Consider the following 17,881-nt stretch of genomic DNA (forward strand, 5'->3'; position numbering starts at 1 on the left):
CCGGATTCGTTCTTCTCTCGGTGCTGATGCTGCTGCCGGTCCTCATCAAAGCTGAAGAAAGAGATTGCTTTTTGACAGGGCATTTGATAAAATCTCAATTGTTGTAATTCAGCGGTCGAACTCCGTTGAGTATTATAGGAGGTGACAAAATGGCTAACATTAAATCTGCTAAAAAGCGTGTCATCGTGAACGAGCAGGCGCGGGCGAAAAACAATGCATTCAAATCCGACCTGAAATCTGCGATGAAAGGTTTCTATAAGCGTGCTGACGAAAACAAGGTAGAAGAAGCAAAAGATCTTTTCGTCAAGGCTACCAGCAAGCTGGACAAAGCAGTCGGCAAAGGACTGCTTCACCGCAACGCTGCTGACCGCCGCAAAGCACGTCTACAAAAGCGTCTTGATGAACTGACAGCGTCCTGATACGCTTAAAAACTCCCCTATGGGGAGTTTTTTTCATATTCAGCATGCTGCAGCGTCGTCCTCCGGACATGTCCCAGCTGCTACTTCACCTGAGAATGCCCTCGGCGGCTTCCTCTTTTTAACAGAAACAACTCTACGCCTGTTGATTCATCCACCCGGCCCGTTTTAATATGAAAATCAAGTTCTGCCAGCTCGTCCAGCTGCTGGAGAAGAAAGGACGGCTGAAAGGACTTCGACTGTCTGACTGCCAGTTTTACGACAAATGGATGCAGCTTCAGCCTCGATGCCATCATTTTTTCCCCATACCCCTGACTCGCAAGGTGCTTGACCTGGTAGAGAATCCGGAACTGCCTCACCATCAGCGAGAGTATTTTCAGCGGTGATTCTTTCTGCTTCAACAAGTCTCTGTAGATCCGCAGAGCTCCTTCCGCTTCCGCCTTAACGACGTGGTCAACTAAAGCAAAAATATCTTGTTCCAGGGACCGGGCCACAAGCAGGGCGACACTCTCAGCCTCAATACGCTCCCCATCCGCATGCATGGCCAGTTTATTCACTTCGGATGTCAGCATCTGCAGGTTTCCGCCCACCAGCGTCAGCAGCTTCTCTTTCGCAGCATCGGACATGGCGGTGTTCAGCTCCAGTGCTTTCGTATCGAGCCACTGACGGATATCTTTTTCCTGCATCGGTGCAGCCGAGACGGTCCGAGCGGAGGACTTCATGTTTTTGACGAGTTTTTTGCGCTCATCCAGCTTCTCGTAAGGAGCGGTGATAATCATCACTGTTTCCGGCGGGGGGTTCTGGACATATTGCAGCAGACTGTCCGTTCGATGCTCCACTTTTTCTTTCCCTTTCTGTCCAGTTAAAAAGGAAGCGTTCTTCGCTATTACCACTTTCGCTCCACCCATGAAAGGAAAGGTCATTCCCTCTTCGACTACCGCCTCTACCGGCGTTTCTTCCAGATCAAAACGCAGCAGGTTCATTTCCTGTTCTTCCAGACTCAGCACCCTGCCTGTGATTTTCTGGATGATATCTTCGATAAGATAGGATTCGGTTCCGGTGATCAAATAAAGCGGAGAAATATCTCCGTTTTGAATGTTTTTTAGTTCGTGTACATACGACATGTTTAGGCCTCCATGTTCAACTTCTTGTAGTGAGTGGTGCGTCGATTCCGGCCTTTTTCTCCGAGACTGTGCGGCTGTTTCTTCTCTGTGGTGAACGGCGTCCGTCCGACCTTCTTCATCCATCATACAGGAGAACATAGCATCCAGCTACCGCAGCTCTCTTCTGACGAGCACATTAGTGAGACGGAAAGCGGCTTTTTCCTATGATATTGATGGATTTTTTCCGTCTGATGCATTATAATTTATTCAGACAGGGAGGGATAAGCATGAATGAGTTCGAAAAAGACGTACAGTCGAACCGTAATGATGCTATCGACAGCGGTATCGGTTTCGTTGCATCTTTCGTGTTTTTTATGGCCATCTTTTCGCTGGGTCACGTTGTGGATTTATTTTTCTAAACTACCAGCACGGATCGGGGAAGCAGACTGCTTTCCCGATCTTTTTTCGTCTTCCATCGAGCTGCATGATCTGGAACAGTTGGCCTCCCAGCTCCCCTCCTGCAAGGTAAAGGTAATGGTGCCCATAGCATCTGTCCGATACACCTCCGTTCCCGCTTCTTCATACCGATCCAGCACGTCTTGATGCGGATGGCCATGACGGTTGTTCAACCCGGCCTGAATCACGGCTGCTTTCGGGCGTATACTGCTTATAAAGGGCGCTGTCGACGAGCTGTTACTGCCGTGGTGCGGAACTTTCAGCACGTCGGTCCTGGAGAGCAGTCCTTCCCCGATCAATTTTCTTTCTGCCTCCTCTTCGATATCCCCCGTGAACAAAAACGATACGCCTTCAATGTCCGCCTGCAGCACAAGAGATAAGTCGTTTTCCGACCATCCGGCGGGATCCTGCGGATGGAGATAACGGAACGAGTCCGAATCTGTTTCCCATCCTTCCCCTGCGGAAGCAAAGTGGATAGGTATCTGTTCCGCCTGCGCGCACAAGAGATGCTCTTCTGCAATCGACGGCCGTTCATTCGTCATCGGATAATGAACGGCGCCAATATCCAACTCGTCTACGAGCAGACAGAGCTCTCCCAGATGATCGGTATGTCCATGTGAAAGGATGACTTTGTCAATCCGCTCGATCCCTCTTCCTTTCAACAGCGGCAGAAGGGCCTTCCTCCCCGGGCCGTATGCTTTCACTTCCGGGTTTTCCCCTTGTGAAAAATCAAGTTCTCCCCCAGTATCAATCAAATAGACTTTCTCCCGTTCTGCCAGCTCTATCAGCACAGCATCGCCTTGACCTACATCAATAAAATGCACGTATGCCTGGGTGTCCACATACGGACGTCCGATCAGGATCCCGAAAATCGGAATCAGCAGAAGGAACACGGCCGGTCCTTTCCGTTCCCATCTGTACAGCATCCAGACGATGATGACAAACAACAAGCATGCACCCGCTGCCGGGACCGCACCCGTATTCAGTGGATGTCCGGGGAGCTGTTCCAGGACGTCAAGCAGCCGGTGTACCCGCTGCAGCAGCTGTTCTGATAGGAATAGAGCCGCCCCTCCACCCGCCCCGGGCAGCAGGGCTGCAGCGAACGATAATGGCAGCAGCACGACCGTAACGGCAGGAACAAACACCAGGTTCGCGGGCAGCGACCAGGGAGATACTTCATAAAAATGAAAAAGGACCAATGGCAGTGAAACAGCCTGTGCGGTGAGTGTGACTTTCCATAGCATGAACGATCCGGCGAGCAGCCGTCGTGACAGCAGCAGCGCGGACGTTGTCAAAAACGAGAGCTGAAATCCGAGATGATGGAGCAGGTTGCTGTCAAAGAGCAGCAGCAGCAGGCCGGCGGCTCCAATAATATCCAGTCCGGCGAGACGGCCTTTCCAGATATACAACAGCAGGCCGGCTGCAGTCATCAAGGACGCTCGAACAACCGAAGGAGCCCCACCTGCAGCAGCAGCGTAGAGCGGCAGCACGGCAATGACAACCCAGGCAGCCCCTTCTCTCGAAAGGCCGCTCCTGACAAGGATCAACCATAGCACACCGCTGACAACACCGACATGCAGACCTGATACCGCGAGCAGATGAATGACGCCGAACTGCTGGTACTGCTGTGTACGTTCCTCTGTGATAAAACTGCGCTCCCCATAAACGAGAGCAGCCGCGAGCGCAGCTGCTTCCGATTCCTCCCATGAGCGGCTCTTCAATTTCTCTGCGCGCCAGCGCTGCACGAGATGAAAAAGACCGCTGCGATCCAGGCAGTGCCATTCCTTCACAGAGCCGGTGCTGTAAATCCCGCTTCTTTCCAGGTGCAGGGAATAATCGAAAGAGTATGCGGTTGCCGGGGGTTCCGGATCCCAAGTTCTGATATCAAGGCGGCAGTAGTCTCCCGGCGCGGGATAGTTCTCCTCAGGACCGTAAAGATAGTAAACGTACGGCCCGCTTTCAAACGTCACTCTCCCATCGAGCGAAGCATCCAGTACTGTGCCTGCGGACACAGCTTCCTGACCGACAGGGACCACCGCCTCGTGAGGGGAAACCAGCTGCAGCAGGAAAGCGGCTGCAGCTCCAGCGGCCGTCCACCGTCTTGCTGGTCCTGTTACCAGAAGCAGCAGGAAGCCACCTCCAAGGAAATAAACCCCATCCGCCAGAAGAAGGCCGCAGATCGTTCCCAGCAGTAAAAAAAAGAATGGATACATCCAGATCCCCCTTGTTCAGGAACGGCTGCCCATTCTTCATGTAAACGACCCTACATCTGTTTTACATACAAGTCGTTTGCTTTGTCTCTCATTTCTTTCATCTCCTGCTCGGAAGCACCGGATTTTTCGAGGCGCTCAAGCAGTTGTGCAGTAAAAGCAAGCTTTTCCTGGTTTTGTGTATCTAATATCATTTCCTCAAGCTCGACCTGCTCCACTTCTACTCCTGCTTCGTCGAACAGCTGCTCCGCAAACGGATGATTCTTATAGTCTGCAGCATAATACAGCTTCTTGATCCCCGCCTGAATGATCGCTTTGCAGCAGTTCAGGCACGGGAAGTGGGTTACATATATCTCTGCTCCATTGGTGGCAACACCGAACCGGGCGCACTGCAGAATCGCATTCACTTCTGCATGAATGGTGCGGACGCAGTGGTCATCCACCAGGTAGCATCCTTCTTCTGAACAATGGGTGCCTCCTGATATAGAGCCATTATACCCGCCGGCAATAATCCGCTTATCCCGGACAATCGTAGCCCCCACCATCAGCCTCGTGCATGTACTGCGAAGGGACAGCAGATGACTCTGTGCCATGAAGTACTGGTGCCATGAGATTCTCTCCATCAGTTCCACTCCTCTCTCCTTTTCAGTTTAGAGAAGCGTATTCTGCACGTCAATGCTGCAGATATGGACGCAGCTGATCCAATGTTTTCTCTCCGATTCCAGGAACTTCGACCAGTTCTTCGACCGATCCGAACGGCCCGTTTTCTTCGCGGAACAGGACGATAGCATCCGCTTTCGCCGGGCCGATGCCGGGCAGTGTCTGCCATTGGGCACTGTCCGCCTGGTTGATCGATATCGATGTCTCCGCTTCGCTGGAAGCATCCGGCTGAACCGCTGTACTTTCTTCCATTCCCTCTTCCGGGATCACGATCATCATCTCGTCCATCACACGCTGCGCCAGGTTCACGCCGTCTGCAGCGGCATGTTCAGTAAATCCGCCTGCTGCGGAAACAGCATCTTCCACTCTGTCCCCTTCTTCCAGCTGATAGGTTCCCTGGTCCATTACCTCTCCTTTTACATCCACCATCAGCATGCCTGTGCCTTCCATATCCGCCTCATCTGTCACGGTCTCCAGAAGGACGGATTCCGTCTCTTCGTTTCGTTCTTCAGGGATTTCCCCCGATGTATCATCCGGCGAAAGAACCAGCCAAAGCAGTAGAATCACTGCTGCGCCGCTCCCATATTTCCAGCGGTTCGGCAGGGCATTCATATAGGCTTTCCCTTTTTCCAGCATTACACCTTCTCCTCTCCAGCACCTCTTCTACTGTATGCCGGCTGCTGAGGTTGGAGCAGCGGCCGTCGGCTTCCTTTGTTCAGCTGCATTAACCATGCGGCCGGCACATTTGCTTCGGACGTTTCGCCGTGTGATGAAGTTCACCGACACAGTCTTCGTTTCCAGAACAAAAGCGCAGAGCGCATTTCGGTCTGAACGGCTTGCGGCGGCGCCGTTTCCCTCGATGAAAACTTTTACATTCTTATGAGCAAAAAAAGGACCGTCATCCCGTCACGGGAATAACAGTCCTTGCCTTTTGAAATCTCGCTGCATATGGTAACGTTCCTGTTCTCTTTTATAAAACTATACAGGAGGGGTTCCGAGATTACCAGCTATTTTTTACGGCTTTGAAAAAAAGACGCTCATCATTCGGATTCGCTTCTGCTGCCCCGAATTCGCTTTTCACTTCAATGTCTGTAAATCCGGATTCCTTCAGCCAGCGCTCATAGGATGAAGGAGAGAACGTGCGCTGATACAGCTCTTCATCCATCCGTTCATAGCGCCCGTCTCCCCCTTTAACGAAAAACGTGAGCAGATGATGGACGCTGAGCGGGTCATCACCCGGTTCACAGAACCAGAGGTAAGAGACTTCCGCCCCATCTTCACCATAGAGCTGATGATGAAAGATGTGCTCCATTTTAAACGGTGTATGCACATCAAATAAAAACACCCCTCCTGCTTCCAGAGAAGCAGCAACATGCTGAAACGTCTGCTTGACATCGCTCTCTTCCGCAAGATAATTCAAGCCGTCACAATATAATGTCACGACATCATACGTTCCTGCATGCAGTTCACGCATATCCTGCTGGACAAATGAAACAGATTCGCTGGCGGCACGAGCCTTTCCTTCTGCAGCAGCGAGCATGTCTGCGGAAATATCAATGCCGGTCATGGTGTAGCCTTCAGCAGCAAGCTGCAGCGTCAGTGTCCCTGTCCCACAGGCGAGATCCAGAATTCTGCTGCCGGGCTCCGCGAAGCGTCTCGTGTAGTCGAGCCACTCCTCGTATGGTGCATCCTCCATAAGCAGATCGTATAAAGACGCAAAATGCGTACTGCTCATTCAGACCGCCCTCCTCAGCGAAGCATATCCTCAAGCTCGTAGACCGGGGCGTCTCCCCACATTTTCTCAAGCTGATAGTACTCTCTGTCCTCTTTATGAAAGACGTGAACGACCACATCCGCCAGGTCAATCAGGATCCATCGGGCCTCACGCATCCCTTCGACACGTTTGACGGGAAGCCCTGCTTCTTCAATCTGGTCTTTAATCTCACGCGCAATGGCCTCGACCTGTGTTTCTGAGGTACCATGACAAACTACAAAGTAATCAGCAATGGAAGAGATCCCCTCCATATTCAAAGTTCGTATCTGCTGTGCGCTTTTTTCATCGGCCGCTTGTAGAACGGTCTGTACGATTCGTTCACTCTCGTTAGTCAAATCGATTGTTCATCCTTTCCTGATGATATAATTTATCGGTATTCCAAACGGTTGATTCGTTTAATCACATTGTACATGAGTCCCTGATTAAAGGGAAATCCGCCGCCTTTGTTCCTGTCGGATCAGATCATTGTATGCCTCGACAGAAGCAGGATAAATGGACACCTGCTTTCCCGCGAGAAACTGAATCATCTGGGATGAAGCCTGCAGACATCCTGCCTCCAGACTCTCTTCAGCGGCCTGCCTTGCTGCGTCCGCTCCAGCGAAGGTCCTTCCCGGTTCAATATAATCTGCCAAAAAGAGAATCTTCTCCTCCAGCGTCATTCCGGCTCGGCCTGTCGTGTGCGACGCAATCATCTGCAGCACAGCTTTATCCTCCACACCGCATTCTTCTTTCAACAGCAGCGCGCCGACAAAAGCGTGCAGCAGTTCGTCCTGGTGCTCATGAAGGTTGTCAGGAATGCTGGGGCTGCTGTTTATTCTGCTCCGCATTTCATCAGCATCCCGGTACTTGGCATAGTCATGCAGGTATGCAGCAAGGCGGATCCGCTTCCGGTCTCCTCCGTACCTTTCTACGAGCTGATCCGCGGTTTCGACGACCCGGATCGTATGCTCGTACCGCCGGGGTTTCAATGCCTGCTGTATGATGCGGTCTGCTTCATGTTCGGTCATCATACAATCCGTGCTCCTTTATTAAACGGTTTACTTCCGACGTAACGTAAAATTGATTCCAGTTGCCGCTCCAGGCTCTTTCACGCAGCTCAGAAGAGGAAATGTCCACCGCCAGCGTATCAAGAATCCTGACGTCAGCAAATCCTATCGAAGAAGCTGGTGCCATGTCCTGCCCTGGCCGGCTCAGGACGATAAAGGGAAGCATTTCTCTCAGCTCCGTCCACCGGTCCCATCGCTGGAACGATTCCAGGCTGTCAGCTCCCATGATGAAATAGAACTCTCTGTCAGGATGCTTCTGCTTCAGTGCCTCGATCGTATCCAGCGTATAGGAGGCTCCGCTCCGGTCCACCTCTTCCCGGCAGACGGAAAATTGAGCGGACAGCGATGCCATGGCTTCCACCATGCGGAGCCGGTCTTCTTCTGAAGCAGATGAATCCTGCTTCAGGGGCTGCCTGCTGTTCGGAAGCCACCAGACTTCTTCAAGTCCGCACTGAACCGATGCCTCTTCTGCCATCAATAAATGGCCGATATGCGGGGGATCAAAGGTCCCCCCCAGCAGACCCGTCTTTTTCATGACCGGGCTCCTTTCCCCACGTCATTTAGTTACGCGGCAGTTCGATGGATTTGTTTTCCTTGGATTCCTTATAGAAAATCATGGTATTACCGATCACCTGAACAACCTCAGCCTGCGCTCCTCGAGCAATCTGCTCTGCAGTCTGGTGCTTGTCTTCCATATTGTTTTGAAGAATATTGACTTTGATCAGCTCCCGCGCTTCCAGCGCATCAGCTGTCTGTTTGATTAAATTGTCGTTCACACCTGCTTTCCCTACCTGAAAAACAGGCTTTAAGCTGTGTGCTTCTCTACGCAGAAACCGTTTCTGCTTACCAGTCAGACTCATACGATTGTTATCCCCTTTTTAATAGTTGTTCCCGGACTGCGCGCTCCATTGCCTGTACCGGCGCATCGTCACCCGTCCATCGTTCAAAAGCATCCGCTCCCTGCTGAATAAACATGCCGAATCCATTCAGCGTCTGGGCGCCCGCCTGTTCTGCTTCGTGCAGCAGCTTTGTCTCCCACGGATTGTAGATCATATCACTGACAAGACAGCCATCCAGATCCGCCTCGAGCCGCAGCGGGCGTTGATCGATGTCCGGATACATGCCGATCGACGTGGAGTTGATGATAACGGGGTACTCTTTCTGACGCTCCTCGGCTTCCTGGAGCGACATGAACGCCGCTCCACATTCAGCGGCAAGCTTTTCGGCTTTTTCTACAGTCCGATTAGCAATCGTAACAGATGCACCACGGTTTGTCAGCGTGATGGCAGCCGCTCTCGCAGCTCCCCCTGCACCCAGCAGCAGAATTTCTTCATCGAGCACATGCGGGCGGATGGAGAGTAGGGAACGGAGATAGCCTGTTCCGTCTGTGTTGTATCCAGTCAATATTCCATCCTCGTTGATGATCGTGTTTACCGCCCCGATCTTTTCTGCCTCTGTATCAATGGCATCGAGAAGCGGGATGACGGCCTCCTTGTGCGGAATAGTGACATTGGCTCCATGAAATTGCATGGCCCGCAGTCCCGCTATAGCCTCTTTCAGTTTATCCGGCTTCACATGAAGCGGAACATAATAAGCAGTAAGTCCACATGCCTCATATGCTGCCTGATGCATGAGCGGGGACAGACTGTGATGGACAGGGTCTCCGATTACTCCGTATAAGCGGGTCATAACGTTCAGCCTCCTAAAATATTGATTCTCGGATCGTCACTTCTGCTCCTTCTGGAATATACGTCCGGACAACAGCACCATCCCCACTAATAGTAATCCAGCCCAAGCCGGAAAATACCATATCATACTTTCCCGCAGGCACTTTCCATTCTTTTTCCTGCATCGGAGGAAAAGAGGCTGCATGCTCTTCTTCCGGCGGTGAGAGCATCCCGCCGAGGTGTTGATCGTAAAGCAGGTCTGCTTTTTCCAGTTTCGTCCGGTGGATAGGGAGCTCATTCGACATATAAACGATAAACGACTGTGCTTCTCCTTCGAGAAAATCCATCCTTCCAAGCCCTCCGAAAAACAACGTCTGCTCCGCCTGCAGCTGATAGACACGCTGCTTGATTTCTTTCTGCGGCGTGATCACTTTCAGCTCTTTGGTGTTGAGTAAGTGTGCCATCTGCTGGCGGTTGACAATCCCGGGCGTATCGTAAAGCGCGGTCTGGTCATCCAGCGGGAGATCGATCATATTGAGGGTCGTCCCTGGAATATTGGACGTCGTAATCATCGGCGTCCCTTCTTCACCAAACTGCTGGATCAGCTTGTTTACGAAGGTGGACTTGCCGGTATTTGTACATCCAACAATGTAGACGTCTCGATTTTTCCGGTAAGCGTCAATCAAACCGGCTGTCTCCTCGACACCTTCGCCGGAGACAGCACTCATCAGCACAGCATCTACGGGTTTCATACCGAATTCTTTCGCACGCCGGCGCATCCATTTCAAAATTTTGTTGCGATTCACGAGCTTTGGCAGCAGATCGACTTTATTCCCGACAAGCAGCACCGGATTCCCCCCTGCAAAACGCGGGAGGCCGTTCAGCCAGCTTCCGTCAAAATCAAAGATATCAACAACTTTGACAATAAGGGCTTTACGGCTGCCGATTTCATGAATGATTTTCAAGAAATCATCATCCGTCATATCAACACCTTCAATCTCATTATAATGCTTCAGGCGGAAACACCGCTGACAGATCACGTGCTCGCGCTCGAGCGCCGCAGGCGGCGCGTAACCCGCTGCTCCTTTATCTGCTGTCTGGATGACCGCACCGCAGCCGGAGCAGACTACTCTCTCTCCCATTCAATCAATCCTTTCTGCTTCATTTTCTTCATGACTCTTCGTTCGATTCTTCTGTTGATTTTGGTCATAATGCCGTCGTTGGAGGCAACCGGCACAACCAGAATGGTATGAAAACCGGCTCTGTTGCCACCGAGAATATCCGTGAGCAGCTGATCGCCGACTACGACTGCCTCCCTTCGCTCGGTGCCTGCGAGTCTGCAGGCACTGATAAACGCGCGGCTTAACGGCTTCCTGGCGCTGTGAATGAACGGGATTCCGTGGGGAGAGGCAAAGGCCTGCACCCGCTTTTCGTTATTGTTGGAGACAATGATGACATGAAAACCGCTCTCATCCAGCTTCTTCAGCCATTCCAGCAGTCGCTCGGTCGCTTCCGGACGGTCCCATTCTACTAATGTATTATCAAGGTCCGTGATGATCGTCCGGACTCCATGTTTCTGCAGGTCCTCTGTATCAATGTCGTATACAGAAGGAACATACTGATTCGGAATAAATTTTTTAAGCACGGCAGCTCCTCCCATCGTTCTCATCATATAATACCTTTAACAACGGACACATTTCAACGCCGCAGGCAGATTTCTCTTCAGGATCCCTGTTTTACCCTTTCATCTTTCCTCAGAATAGAAATTCCATATACAGGAAATTACATCCTTTATTTTCAAATTATTGACGTGCTCACGCCAGCTTTACGGGTCTGCCAGTAAAAAAAGTTTCGTGTCATGTTCATGTTTCTACATATTTATAAGAAACAGAAAGGTGATCATCCTTCTCGTGTAAAGGATGCACGCGTCGCTTATTTGTATTATAATTTACTCTGTGAATCTAACGGGCATGCTGATGTCTGTCTTTTGAAGGAAGCGAAGGCTTCCTTTTTCATTTCGCTTATGTCCCGGCAGCTGCAGGACATAAATTATATGATGTTTCAGGTGCTGAATGACCTGAATCGAAACGATACCAGTCTGATCATTGAAAAGGAGGTCTCATCCGTTGTCCACGCTGCATTTTGTTGCCCTTGCACCATTTATAGCGGCCATTTTCATTCCAGCCTTCTACTTTCTTTTCCGTAGAGTCCATACGGGCTGGTTTGTACTACCGATCCCGCTGGTGCTTTTCATTTATTTATTCACATACCTTCCGTTGGGAGGAGAGCCGATGGAGGCTGTCCAGCACTCTGTACCATGGGTGCCCTCTCTGGACATCTTCTTTACGGTCTACCTGGATGGATTAAGTCTTCTCTTTGCGCTTCTGATTACCGGTATCGGAGCTTTGGTCGTCCTTTATTCCATCTACTACATTGCCAACAAAGATGGGGAACCTCTGCATAACTTTTATGTTTACCTCCTGATGTTTATGGGGGCTATGCTGGGGGTTGTTTTATCGGACAATTTGATTGTCATTTATGTATTCTGGGAGCTGACCAGCTTTGCCTCATCGCTGTTGATCGCTTACTGGTTTCATAAAGAAAAATCCAGGTATGGTGCACAGAAGTCCATGCTGATTACCGTCTCCGGCGGCTTTGCCATGCTCGCTGGTTTCACCCTGCTTTACGGCATGACGGGAACATTCAGTCTCCAGGAGATTATCAGCCAGGCCGGCGCAATTTCTGCTGAACCTGCGTTCCTGGCAGCGATGATTCTCGTGCTTGCAGGGGCTTTCACGAAATCAGCCCAGTTTCCGTTTCATATCTGGCTTCCGGATGCCATGGAAGCACCGACTCCGGTCAGTGCCTATCTGCACTCTGCAACCATGGTAAAAGCCGGTATTTACCTCGTAGCTCGTTTTACTCCTGTCTTCGGAGGAGAACCTCAGTGGTTCTGGATCATTACGAGCTTTGGACTCTTCACACTGCTGTGGGGCTCCGTTTCGGCGGTGAGGCAGAAGGATCTTAAAGGAATTCTAGCCTTCTCCACCGTCAGTCAGCTCGGCCTGATCATGAGCCTTCTCGGAGCAGGTTCGGCCGCGGTCCATTTCGACGTAGTCGAAGGGGAATCGATGGCAACAGTTGCCGTCATGGCAGCCATGCTTCACCTGATCAACCATGCAACATTCAAAGGAAGTCTGTTTATGGTCGTCGGGATCGTCGATCACGAGACAGGGACACGCGATATCCGCCGGCTCGGCGGCCTGATGACGATTATGCCGATCACGTTCTCTATTTCTCTGATTGGCATTGCAGCGATGGCAGGTCTGCCGCCGTTCAACGGCTTCCTGAGTAAGGAAATGTTTTTTGAAGGAATGCTGCACGCGGCTCAATTTGACGTCTTTAATGCCCAGACCTTCGGGTGGCTTTTCCCGATTATTGCCTGGACGGCCAGCGTCTTTACATTCCTTTACTGTATGATCATGCTGTTTCGAACCTTCACAGGGGAGCACGATCCTTCCAAGCTGGAAAAGGAAGCACACGAAGCGCCTATCGGGATGCTCATTTCCCCGATTATTCTTGCAGGACTGGTGATCCTGTTCGGTTTGTTTCCAAACATGCTTGCCTATACAATCATCGAACCATCCATGCAGGCTGTACTGCCGGACCTGCTCGGAGCGGGCGAACAGTTCTATGTCAACATTTATCACTGGCATGGATTCAATACCGCACTCTTCATGACGCTCGGTGTCGTCTTCTTCGGCGCACTTCTCTTTGTTAACATGAGACGTTTTGAAGCATCGGCTTTCTATCTCGGCGAACGGGATCCGCTGAACTGGTTCTATGACAGCGGCATGACTGGTCTGATCAGCGGAGCACAGTCCGTAGATGCCGTCCAGATGACAGGGAAACTGCGCCATTACTTCATGTTTATGATGGTCTTCTTCTCGGTCACCATGAGCTATATCCTGCTCAGCACGAATGCGCTCGTTATTGACTGGGCGAACGCAGGAGAGCTGTCGCCTTACCTCGTGCTCGTCGTTGCTGCGATGCTCGTTGCAACTGTGGCGATTCCTTTTGTCTCCAGCAGGATTTCCGCTGTTGTTCTGATCGGTGTCGTCGGCTTTATTATTGCCCTGCTGTTCGTCGTTCTCCGCGCGCCGGACCTGGCCCTGACACAGCTGCTCGTAGAAACAGTTATGGTTGTGCTCCTGCTGCTGGTGTTCTACCATCTTCCGGAGATTCGCAAAGAGAACTTTAAACCGGCATTTAAAATCGGTAATTTCGTAGTTTCTATCGCAGTTGGTGCGGTTGTTACGATAACGGGACTTGCTGTTCATGCCTTCCGTTATGACAATGCCATCAACCCGATTTCGGATTATTTCGTAGAAAATGCCTATGAACTGGCCGGCGGAAAAAACATGGTCAACGTTATTCTCGTTGATTTCCGTGGACTTGATACGCTGCTCGAAGTGCTGGTACTCGGTATTGTCGCTATAGCCGCTGTCGTCCTCGTGAAATTCAAAGCAAAGGATGGTGAAGACGTATGATGAAATCACGCCCGATCCAATTTCATGTTGTGACGCGGATTACAGGATTTATCATCCTCACGTTTTCCATCTTTCTATTCTTTGCTGGACACAACAATCCGGGCGGAGGGTTTATCGGGGGCCTGATGACGGCTTCCGCTCTCGTCCTTCTCTACTTGAGCTTTGACGTCCAGTCGATTAAAAAGGCCATTCCTTTTGATTATACGCAGATGATTGCAGTGGGTCTGGCCATCTCCATTATTACCGGGATTGTCGGCATGTTTTTCGGTTTTCCTTATTTAACACAGTTCTTTGATTATTTTCAGCTTCCGATTCTCGGAGAAACAGAGCTGACCACAGCACTTCCGTTCGACCTCGGTATCTATCTCGTTGTCGTAGGATTCACCATGCTGACGATACTGACGATTGCGGAGGATGAGGCCTGATGGAAATTCTGATGATTTTTGCCGTTGGTATCATTTTCTCCGTCGGCACGTATTTACTATTAACAAAAAGCATGCTGCGAGTCATCCTGGGTGTAATGCTCATAGCCCACGGTGCCCATCTGATGTTTCTCACTTTGGCTGGGCTGAAAACCGGCTCACCTCCGCTTTTAGGAGAAGAGGCCTCCAGCTATGCAGATCCCCTGCCTCAGGCCCTGATTCTGACAGCTATTGTTATCGGCTTCGGTATGACCGCTTTCATGCTGGTGCTCGCGTACCGGACGTACAAGCTGCACGGAACGGACAATCTTGATGAACTGAGGGGTACTGACGATGAGTAATTTAGTAGTAATGCCAATCCTGATCCCGATGCTCATCGGTGTCCTGCTTCTATTAGTAAAAGACAAGAAGCAGGTCCAGCGTATCGCAACGTTGTTGACCGTTTTATCGATGATCATTCTATCAGGTTATCTGACGTATATCGTATATATAGACGGCATACAGACCATTGAACTTGGTAACTGGCCAGCGCCATTCGGCATTGTCCTGGTTGCAGACCTGCTCTCTTCTTCGCTTGTTTTTCTTTCGGGTATTCTCGCTCTAGTCACACTCGTTTTTGCGTGGCTCACTTTCAGCCCGGAAAGAGAACGGAATTTTTTCCATCCGTTCTTCCTCTTCCTGCTGGTGGGTGTGAACGGCTCGTTTATGACAGGGGACTTGTTCAACCTGTTCGTCTTCTTCGAAGTGATGCTGATCTCTTCCTTCATTCTTATTTCCATGGGAAGCAAGAAATATCAGCTCCGCGAATCGTTGAAGTATGTCATCATTAACACCATTTCCTCGATGTTCTTTATCCTCGGTGTCGCTTATATGTACGGTCTTACCGGGACATTGAACATGGCGGATATGGCTGTAAGAACAAGTGAAATGGAAAATACAGCCCTGCTGTCTGTAGCTGCTGTCGTTTTCTTATTTGTTTTCGGAACGAAGAGCGCCATCTTTCCGCTGTACTACTGGCTTCCGCATTCCTATTACGCACCTCCGGCTGCCATCGCCGCTCTTTTCGGCGGGCTGCTCACGAAGGTCGGGGTCTATACGATCATGCGGATGTACACCTTGGTCTTCAATCATGACCCGCAGATTCTTCAAATTCTATTAATCGTCGGCGGGCTCACGATGTTTATTGGTGTACTGGGCGCGGTTGCACTGTATGATTTCAAACGCATCCTGGCCGTTCATATTGTCAGTCAGGTCGGTTATATGATCATGGGTATTGGGATATTTACGCCACTGGCGATCGCCGGCACGTATTACTTCCTCGTCCACAACATCATCGTGAAGTCAGCGCTGTTCCTGTATGCTGGTATCGCCGAGCGCATTACCGGCACTACGCAGCTGAAACAGATGAGCGGGCTCCTGAAAACACATCCTTATGTCGGGTGGCTGTTCTTCATCACGGCACTCTCGCTGGCTGGAATCCCGCCGCTGAGTGGATTCTTCGGGAAATTTGCGCTGATTATATCCGGCTTCGAGGCCCAGCACTATTTCGTTGTCGCAGTCAGTATTTTAACCGGTGTTCTTACGCTCTTCTCGATGATGAAGATCTTTATGACTTCTTTCTTCGGCGAAGTGAAGCTGCCTGATCCGGCTTCTGCTGCTGTGAAAGTGGGTGGACTTGCAGCAGCCACCCTGCCTCTTGTCTTTCTCACTGTACTCCTCGGAGTTGCTGCAGAACCGTTCATGCAGTTCTCGATGGAAATCGGCGAACAGCTGATGAACCCGTCCGACTACTATATCCCATCAGTATTGGAGGATTAACGCATGGCTTTTCAAATATTATTGAACCTTGCTCTTGCTCTGATCTGGATGATGCTGAATGATGCGTATACGTTTGTCGATTTTGTTATCGGTTATATAGTCGGACTTGGGCTGCTGTATGTACTCCGCCGTTTTCTCCGGTTCGACTTTTATTTCAGACGAGTGTGGGCGGTTCTTAAACTCATTGCCCTGTTTACGGTGAAACTGATTCAGTCTAACATCGATATGATCAAAATAGTACTCAGCCCGAAACTCGATATCACGCCCGGCATCATCGCCGTCCCGACAGAGCTGAAAACCGACTGGGAGGTTACACTGCTTGCCAACCTGATCTCGTTGACACCTGGGACACTGACGATGAATTTCTCGGAAGATGGCCGTGTCCTATACGTGCACTCTATCCATGTTCCAGACAAGGATAAGGCAATCAAAGAAATACATGATTCTTTTGAGAAAGCCATTAGGGAGGTGACCGACTGATGGAGACGGTACTGTTTATTGCACTTGGCCTGATGTCGGTATCCGTTCTCGTCTGTACATGGCGTGCCCTCATCGGCCCCTCGATGTCCGACAGGGTTGTTGCGCTTGATACGCTCGGCATCAACCTGATCGGCTTTATCGCACTCGTGATGATGAGCCAGGGAACGATTGCTTATTCTGACGTCGTCCTCGTTATCGCCGTGCTGGCCTTCATTGGGTCAGTAGCAATAGCGAAATTTATTGAAGGAGGTGTCGTCCTTGACCGAGGTGATCATTAGTATCTTTATTCTTGCCGGCGTCGGCCTGAGCGTGCTCGGATCGATCGGTCTCATCCGGTTTCCGGATGTATACGGACGCCTCCACGCAGCAACAAAAAGCGCCACGCTCGGTGTGATCAGCATCATTACCGGCGTGTTTCTCTACTTTCTGCTCGTTCACGGTATTTTTAACGCCAAGCTGCTGCTCACGATTCTGTTTGTTTTCCTGACAGCTCCTGTTGCCGCATTTATGATCGGACGTTCTGCTTACAATGTAGGTGTGACGATGTGGGACCGGACAGAACAAGACGATTTGAAACGGGATATCGACGCCGCTTCCTCGAAGCAGAAGTAACGACGCGCCCCCGTGGAAATTGCAGTTGATTGGTTCCTGCCCAATTGCGAAAGAAACAGAAATCCAAGAAGGCCCTCCCCGTTTTTCGGTGAGGGCCTTCTGTATGAAAAAGAGGCATTCCATAAAACCACTGTTCCCGCCTGCAGCGATTCTGGTACAGAATGATGCAGTTGGCTTTTCCGTGACTACCTTCGTAGAAGCCATGAAAGAACAAGCTCTCGACTCTTTTATCATCGTCACGGACGTCTTTCTTCCCACTCTGAGATGACTTAGAAGAAGTCCATTCAACTCAGGGAAAACCAAGTTTCCATCTTCCTATTTACTAACGAAACGAGGCTGGGACAAAAAGTTCTAGCTAAGTAAAAACGCTTCCGATTATCCAAAATGGATAATCGGAAGCGTTTTGTTTGTACATTCGAATAACGCAGGCGACTCATGGCAGTGAACTTCCTCAAGTTCACTGCCATGAGTGCAAATCCCATTTCTTGTTTCACCTTGTCTTTGCCTCTCACCGACATTCTGGTGAAACGCAAATTCGCCTTCAGAAACCCAAAAACTGGTTCTACGTCGGTTTTACGCCGCCCGTAAATTGCTCCAGTTTCTTCTTCCGAAAGCAGTTGACGAATATTCTCTTTTTGCTTCTCCCATTTTTCATTGAGATAAACCT

General features: G+C 50.5%; 22 protein-coding genes. 9 read left to right on the forward strand and 13 right to left on the reverse strand.

What is annotated here, in order from left to right; all coding sequences use genetic code 11:
* Nucleotides 1-149 precede the first annotated feature (149 nt).
* The gene (gene rpsT, locus G477_RS0103455) at nt 150-419 is read left to right on the forward strand and encodes a 30S ribosomal protein S20 (protein WP_026696764.1); all 270 of its coding nucleotides are present in this window, start codon (nt 150-152) and stop codon (nt 417-419) included.
* 80 nt (nt 420-499) lie between these two features.
* On the opposite strand, the gene holA is transcribed toward rpsT, so the two are convergent.
* Nucleotides 500-1,540 (reverse strand): DNA polymerase III subunit delta, encoded by a 1,041-nt coding sequence (gene holA / locus G477_RS0103460; RefSeq protein ID WP_026696765.1) that lies wholly within the window; start codon nt 1,538-1,540, stop codon nt 500-502.
* A 266-nt stretch (nt 1,541-1,806) separates the two neighbouring features.
* Here holA and G477_RS20855 point away from each other — a divergent pair, with 266 nt between their 5' ends.
* Nucleotides 1,807-1,938, forward strand: coding sequence for a YqzM family protein (locus tag G477_RS20855; RefSeq protein ID WP_026696766.1), 132 nt, complete (start codon nt 1,807-1,809; stop codon nt 1,936-1,938).
* On the opposite strand, the gene G477_RS0103470 is transcribed toward G477_RS20855, so the two are convergent.
* From G477_RS0103470 to G477_RS0103520, 11 genes are all read right to left on the reverse strand, one after another.
* Nucleotides 1,927-4,188, reverse strand: coding sequence for a DNA internalization-related competence protein ComEC/Rec2 (locus G477_RS0103470; RefSeq protein WP_026696767.1), 2,262 nt, complete (start codon nt 4,186-4,188; stop codon nt 1,927-1,929). The genes G477_RS20855 and G477_RS0103470 overlap by 12 nt on opposite strands.
* Nucleotides 4,189-4,238: 50 nt before the next feature.
* Nucleotides 4,239-4,808 carry a ComE operon protein 2 gene (locus G477_RS0103475; RefSeq protein ID WP_026696768.1) on the reverse strand — a complete coding sequence of 190 codons (570 nt, stop codon included), beginning with the start codon at nt 4,806-4,808 and terminating at the stop codon, nt 4,239-4,241.
* A 49-nt stretch (nt 4,809-4,857) separates the two neighbouring features.
* Nucleotides 4,858-5,481, reverse strand: a complete 624-nt coding sequence (locus tag G477_RS18565; RefSeq protein WP_051287638.1) for a helix-hairpin-helix domain-containing protein — start codon at nt 5,479-5,481, stop codon at nt 4,858-4,860.
* A gap of 364 nt (nt 5,482-5,845) precedes the next feature.
* Nucleotides 5,846-6,580: a class I SAM-dependent DNA methyltransferase gene (locus G477_RS0103485; RefSeq protein WP_026696769.1), complete on the reverse strand. Its 735-nt coding sequence runs from the start codon at nt 6,578-6,580 to the stop codon at nt 5,846-5,848.
* Between the two features lie 14 nt (nt 6,581-6,594).
* Entirely contained in the window at nt 6,595-6,954 is a 360-nt protein-coding gene (gene rsfS / locus G477_RS0103490; protein ID WP_035211072.1) for a ribosome silencing factor, read from the reverse strand.
* 87 nt (nt 6,955-7,041) lie between these two features.
* Entirely contained in the window at nt 7,042-7,629 is a 588-nt protein-coding gene (yqeK, locus tag G477_RS0103495) for a bis(5'-nucleosyl)-tetraphosphatase (symmetrical) YqeK (RefSeq protein ID WP_245575370.1), read from the reverse strand.
* A complete protein-coding gene (nadD, locus tag G477_RS0103500; protein ID WP_026696772.1) occupies nt 7,613-8,200 on the reverse strand; it encodes a nicotinate-nucleotide adenylyltransferase in 588 nt (195 codons plus the stop codon). Before nadD ends, yqeK begins: the two co-directional genes overlap by 17 nt.
* Nucleotides 8,201-8,225: 25 nt before the next feature.
* Nucleotides 8,226-8,525 (reverse strand): ribosome assembly RNA-binding protein YhbY, encoded by a 300-nt coding sequence (gene yhbY / locus G477_RS0103505; protein WP_026696773.1) that lies wholly within the window; start codon nt 8,523-8,525, stop codon nt 8,226-8,228.
* A gap of 7 nt (nt 8,526-8,532) precedes the next feature.
* Complete coding sequence (gene aroE / locus G477_RS0103510) at nt 8,533-9,354, reverse strand: shikimate dehydrogenase (protein WP_026696774.1); 822 nt, start codon at nt 9,352-9,354, stop codon at nt 8,533-8,535.
* A 13-nt stretch (nt 9,355-9,367) separates the two neighbouring features.
* Complete coding sequence (gene yqeH, locus G477_RS0103515) at nt 9,368-10,474, reverse strand: ribosome biogenesis GTPase YqeH (RefSeq protein ID WP_026696775.1); 1,107 nt, start codon at nt 10,472-10,474, stop codon at nt 9,368-9,370.
* Nucleotides 10,459-10,992, reverse strand: a complete 534-nt coding sequence (locus G477_RS0103520; RefSeq protein ID WP_035211074.1) for a YqeG family HAD IIIA-type phosphatase — start codon at nt 10,990-10,992, stop codon at nt 10,459-10,461. The genes yqeH and G477_RS0103520 overlap by 16 nt, the downstream gene beginning before the upstream one ends.
* A gap of 466 nt (nt 10,993-11,458) precedes the next feature.
* Here G477_RS0103520 and G477_RS0103525 point away from each other — a divergent pair, with 466 nt between their 5' ends.
* From G477_RS0103525 to mnhG, 7 genes are read left to right on the forward strand one after another with little or no spacing between them, the layout of a single operon-like run.
* Entirely contained in the window at nt 11,459-13,882 is a 2,424-nt protein-coding gene (locus G477_RS0103525) for a Na+/H+ antiporter subunit A (RefSeq protein ID WP_026696777.1), read from the forward strand.
* Entirely contained in the window at nt 13,882-14,307 is a 426-nt protein-coding gene (locus tag G477_RS0103530; protein WP_026696778.1) for a Na(+)/H(+) antiporter subunit B, read from the forward strand. The genes G477_RS0103525 and G477_RS0103530 overlap by 1 nt, the downstream gene beginning before the upstream one ends.
* Nucleotides 14,307-14,645, forward strand: coding sequence for a Na(+)/H(+) antiporter subunit C (locus G477_RS0103535; RefSeq protein WP_026696779.1), 339 nt, complete (start codon nt 14,307-14,309; stop codon nt 14,643-14,645). The genes G477_RS0103530 and G477_RS0103535 overlap by 1 nt, the downstream gene beginning before the upstream one ends.
* Nucleotides 14,638-16,122, forward strand: a complete 1,485-nt coding sequence (locus tag G477_RS0103540; RefSeq protein ID WP_026696780.1) for a Na+/H+ antiporter subunit D — start codon at nt 14,638-14,640, stop codon at nt 16,120-16,122. Before G477_RS0103535 ends, G477_RS0103540 begins: the two co-directional genes overlap by 8 nt.
* A 3-nt stretch (nt 16,123-16,125) precedes the next feature.
* Nucleotides 16,126-16,602: a Na+/H+ antiporter subunit E gene (locus G477_RS0103545; protein WP_026696781.1), complete on the forward strand. Its 477-nt coding sequence runs from the start codon at nt 16,126-16,128 to the stop codon at nt 16,600-16,602.
* Complete coding sequence (locus G477_RS0103550; RefSeq protein ID WP_026696782.1) at nt 16,599-16,880, forward strand: Na(+)/H(+) antiporter subunit F1; 282 nt, start codon at nt 16,599-16,601, stop codon at nt 16,878-16,880. Before G477_RS0103545 ends, G477_RS0103550 begins: the two co-directional genes overlap by 4 nt.
* The gene (gene mnhG / locus G477_RS0103555) at nt 16,861-17,214 is read left to right on the forward strand and encodes a monovalent cation/H(+) antiporter subunit G (RefSeq protein ID WP_026696783.1); all 354 of its coding nucleotides are present in this window, start codon (nt 16,861-16,863) and stop codon (nt 17,212-17,214) included. Before G477_RS0103550 ends, mnhG begins: the two co-directional genes overlap by 20 nt.
* 284 nt (nt 17,215-17,498) lie before the next feature.
* Here mnhG and G477_RS21515 read toward each other — a convergent pair.
* Nucleotides 17,499-17,881, reverse strand: a 383-nt coding sequence (locus G477_RS21515) for a transposase (RefSeq protein WP_245575375.1), incomplete at its 5' end; no start/stop codon positions are given.

This window comes from Alkalicoccus chagannorensis DSM 18086 (genome assembly GCF_000429725.1).
Taxonomy (GTDB): Bacteria; Bacillota; Bacilli; order Bacillales; family Salisediminibacteriaceae; genus Alkalicoccus; species Alkalicoccus chagannorensis.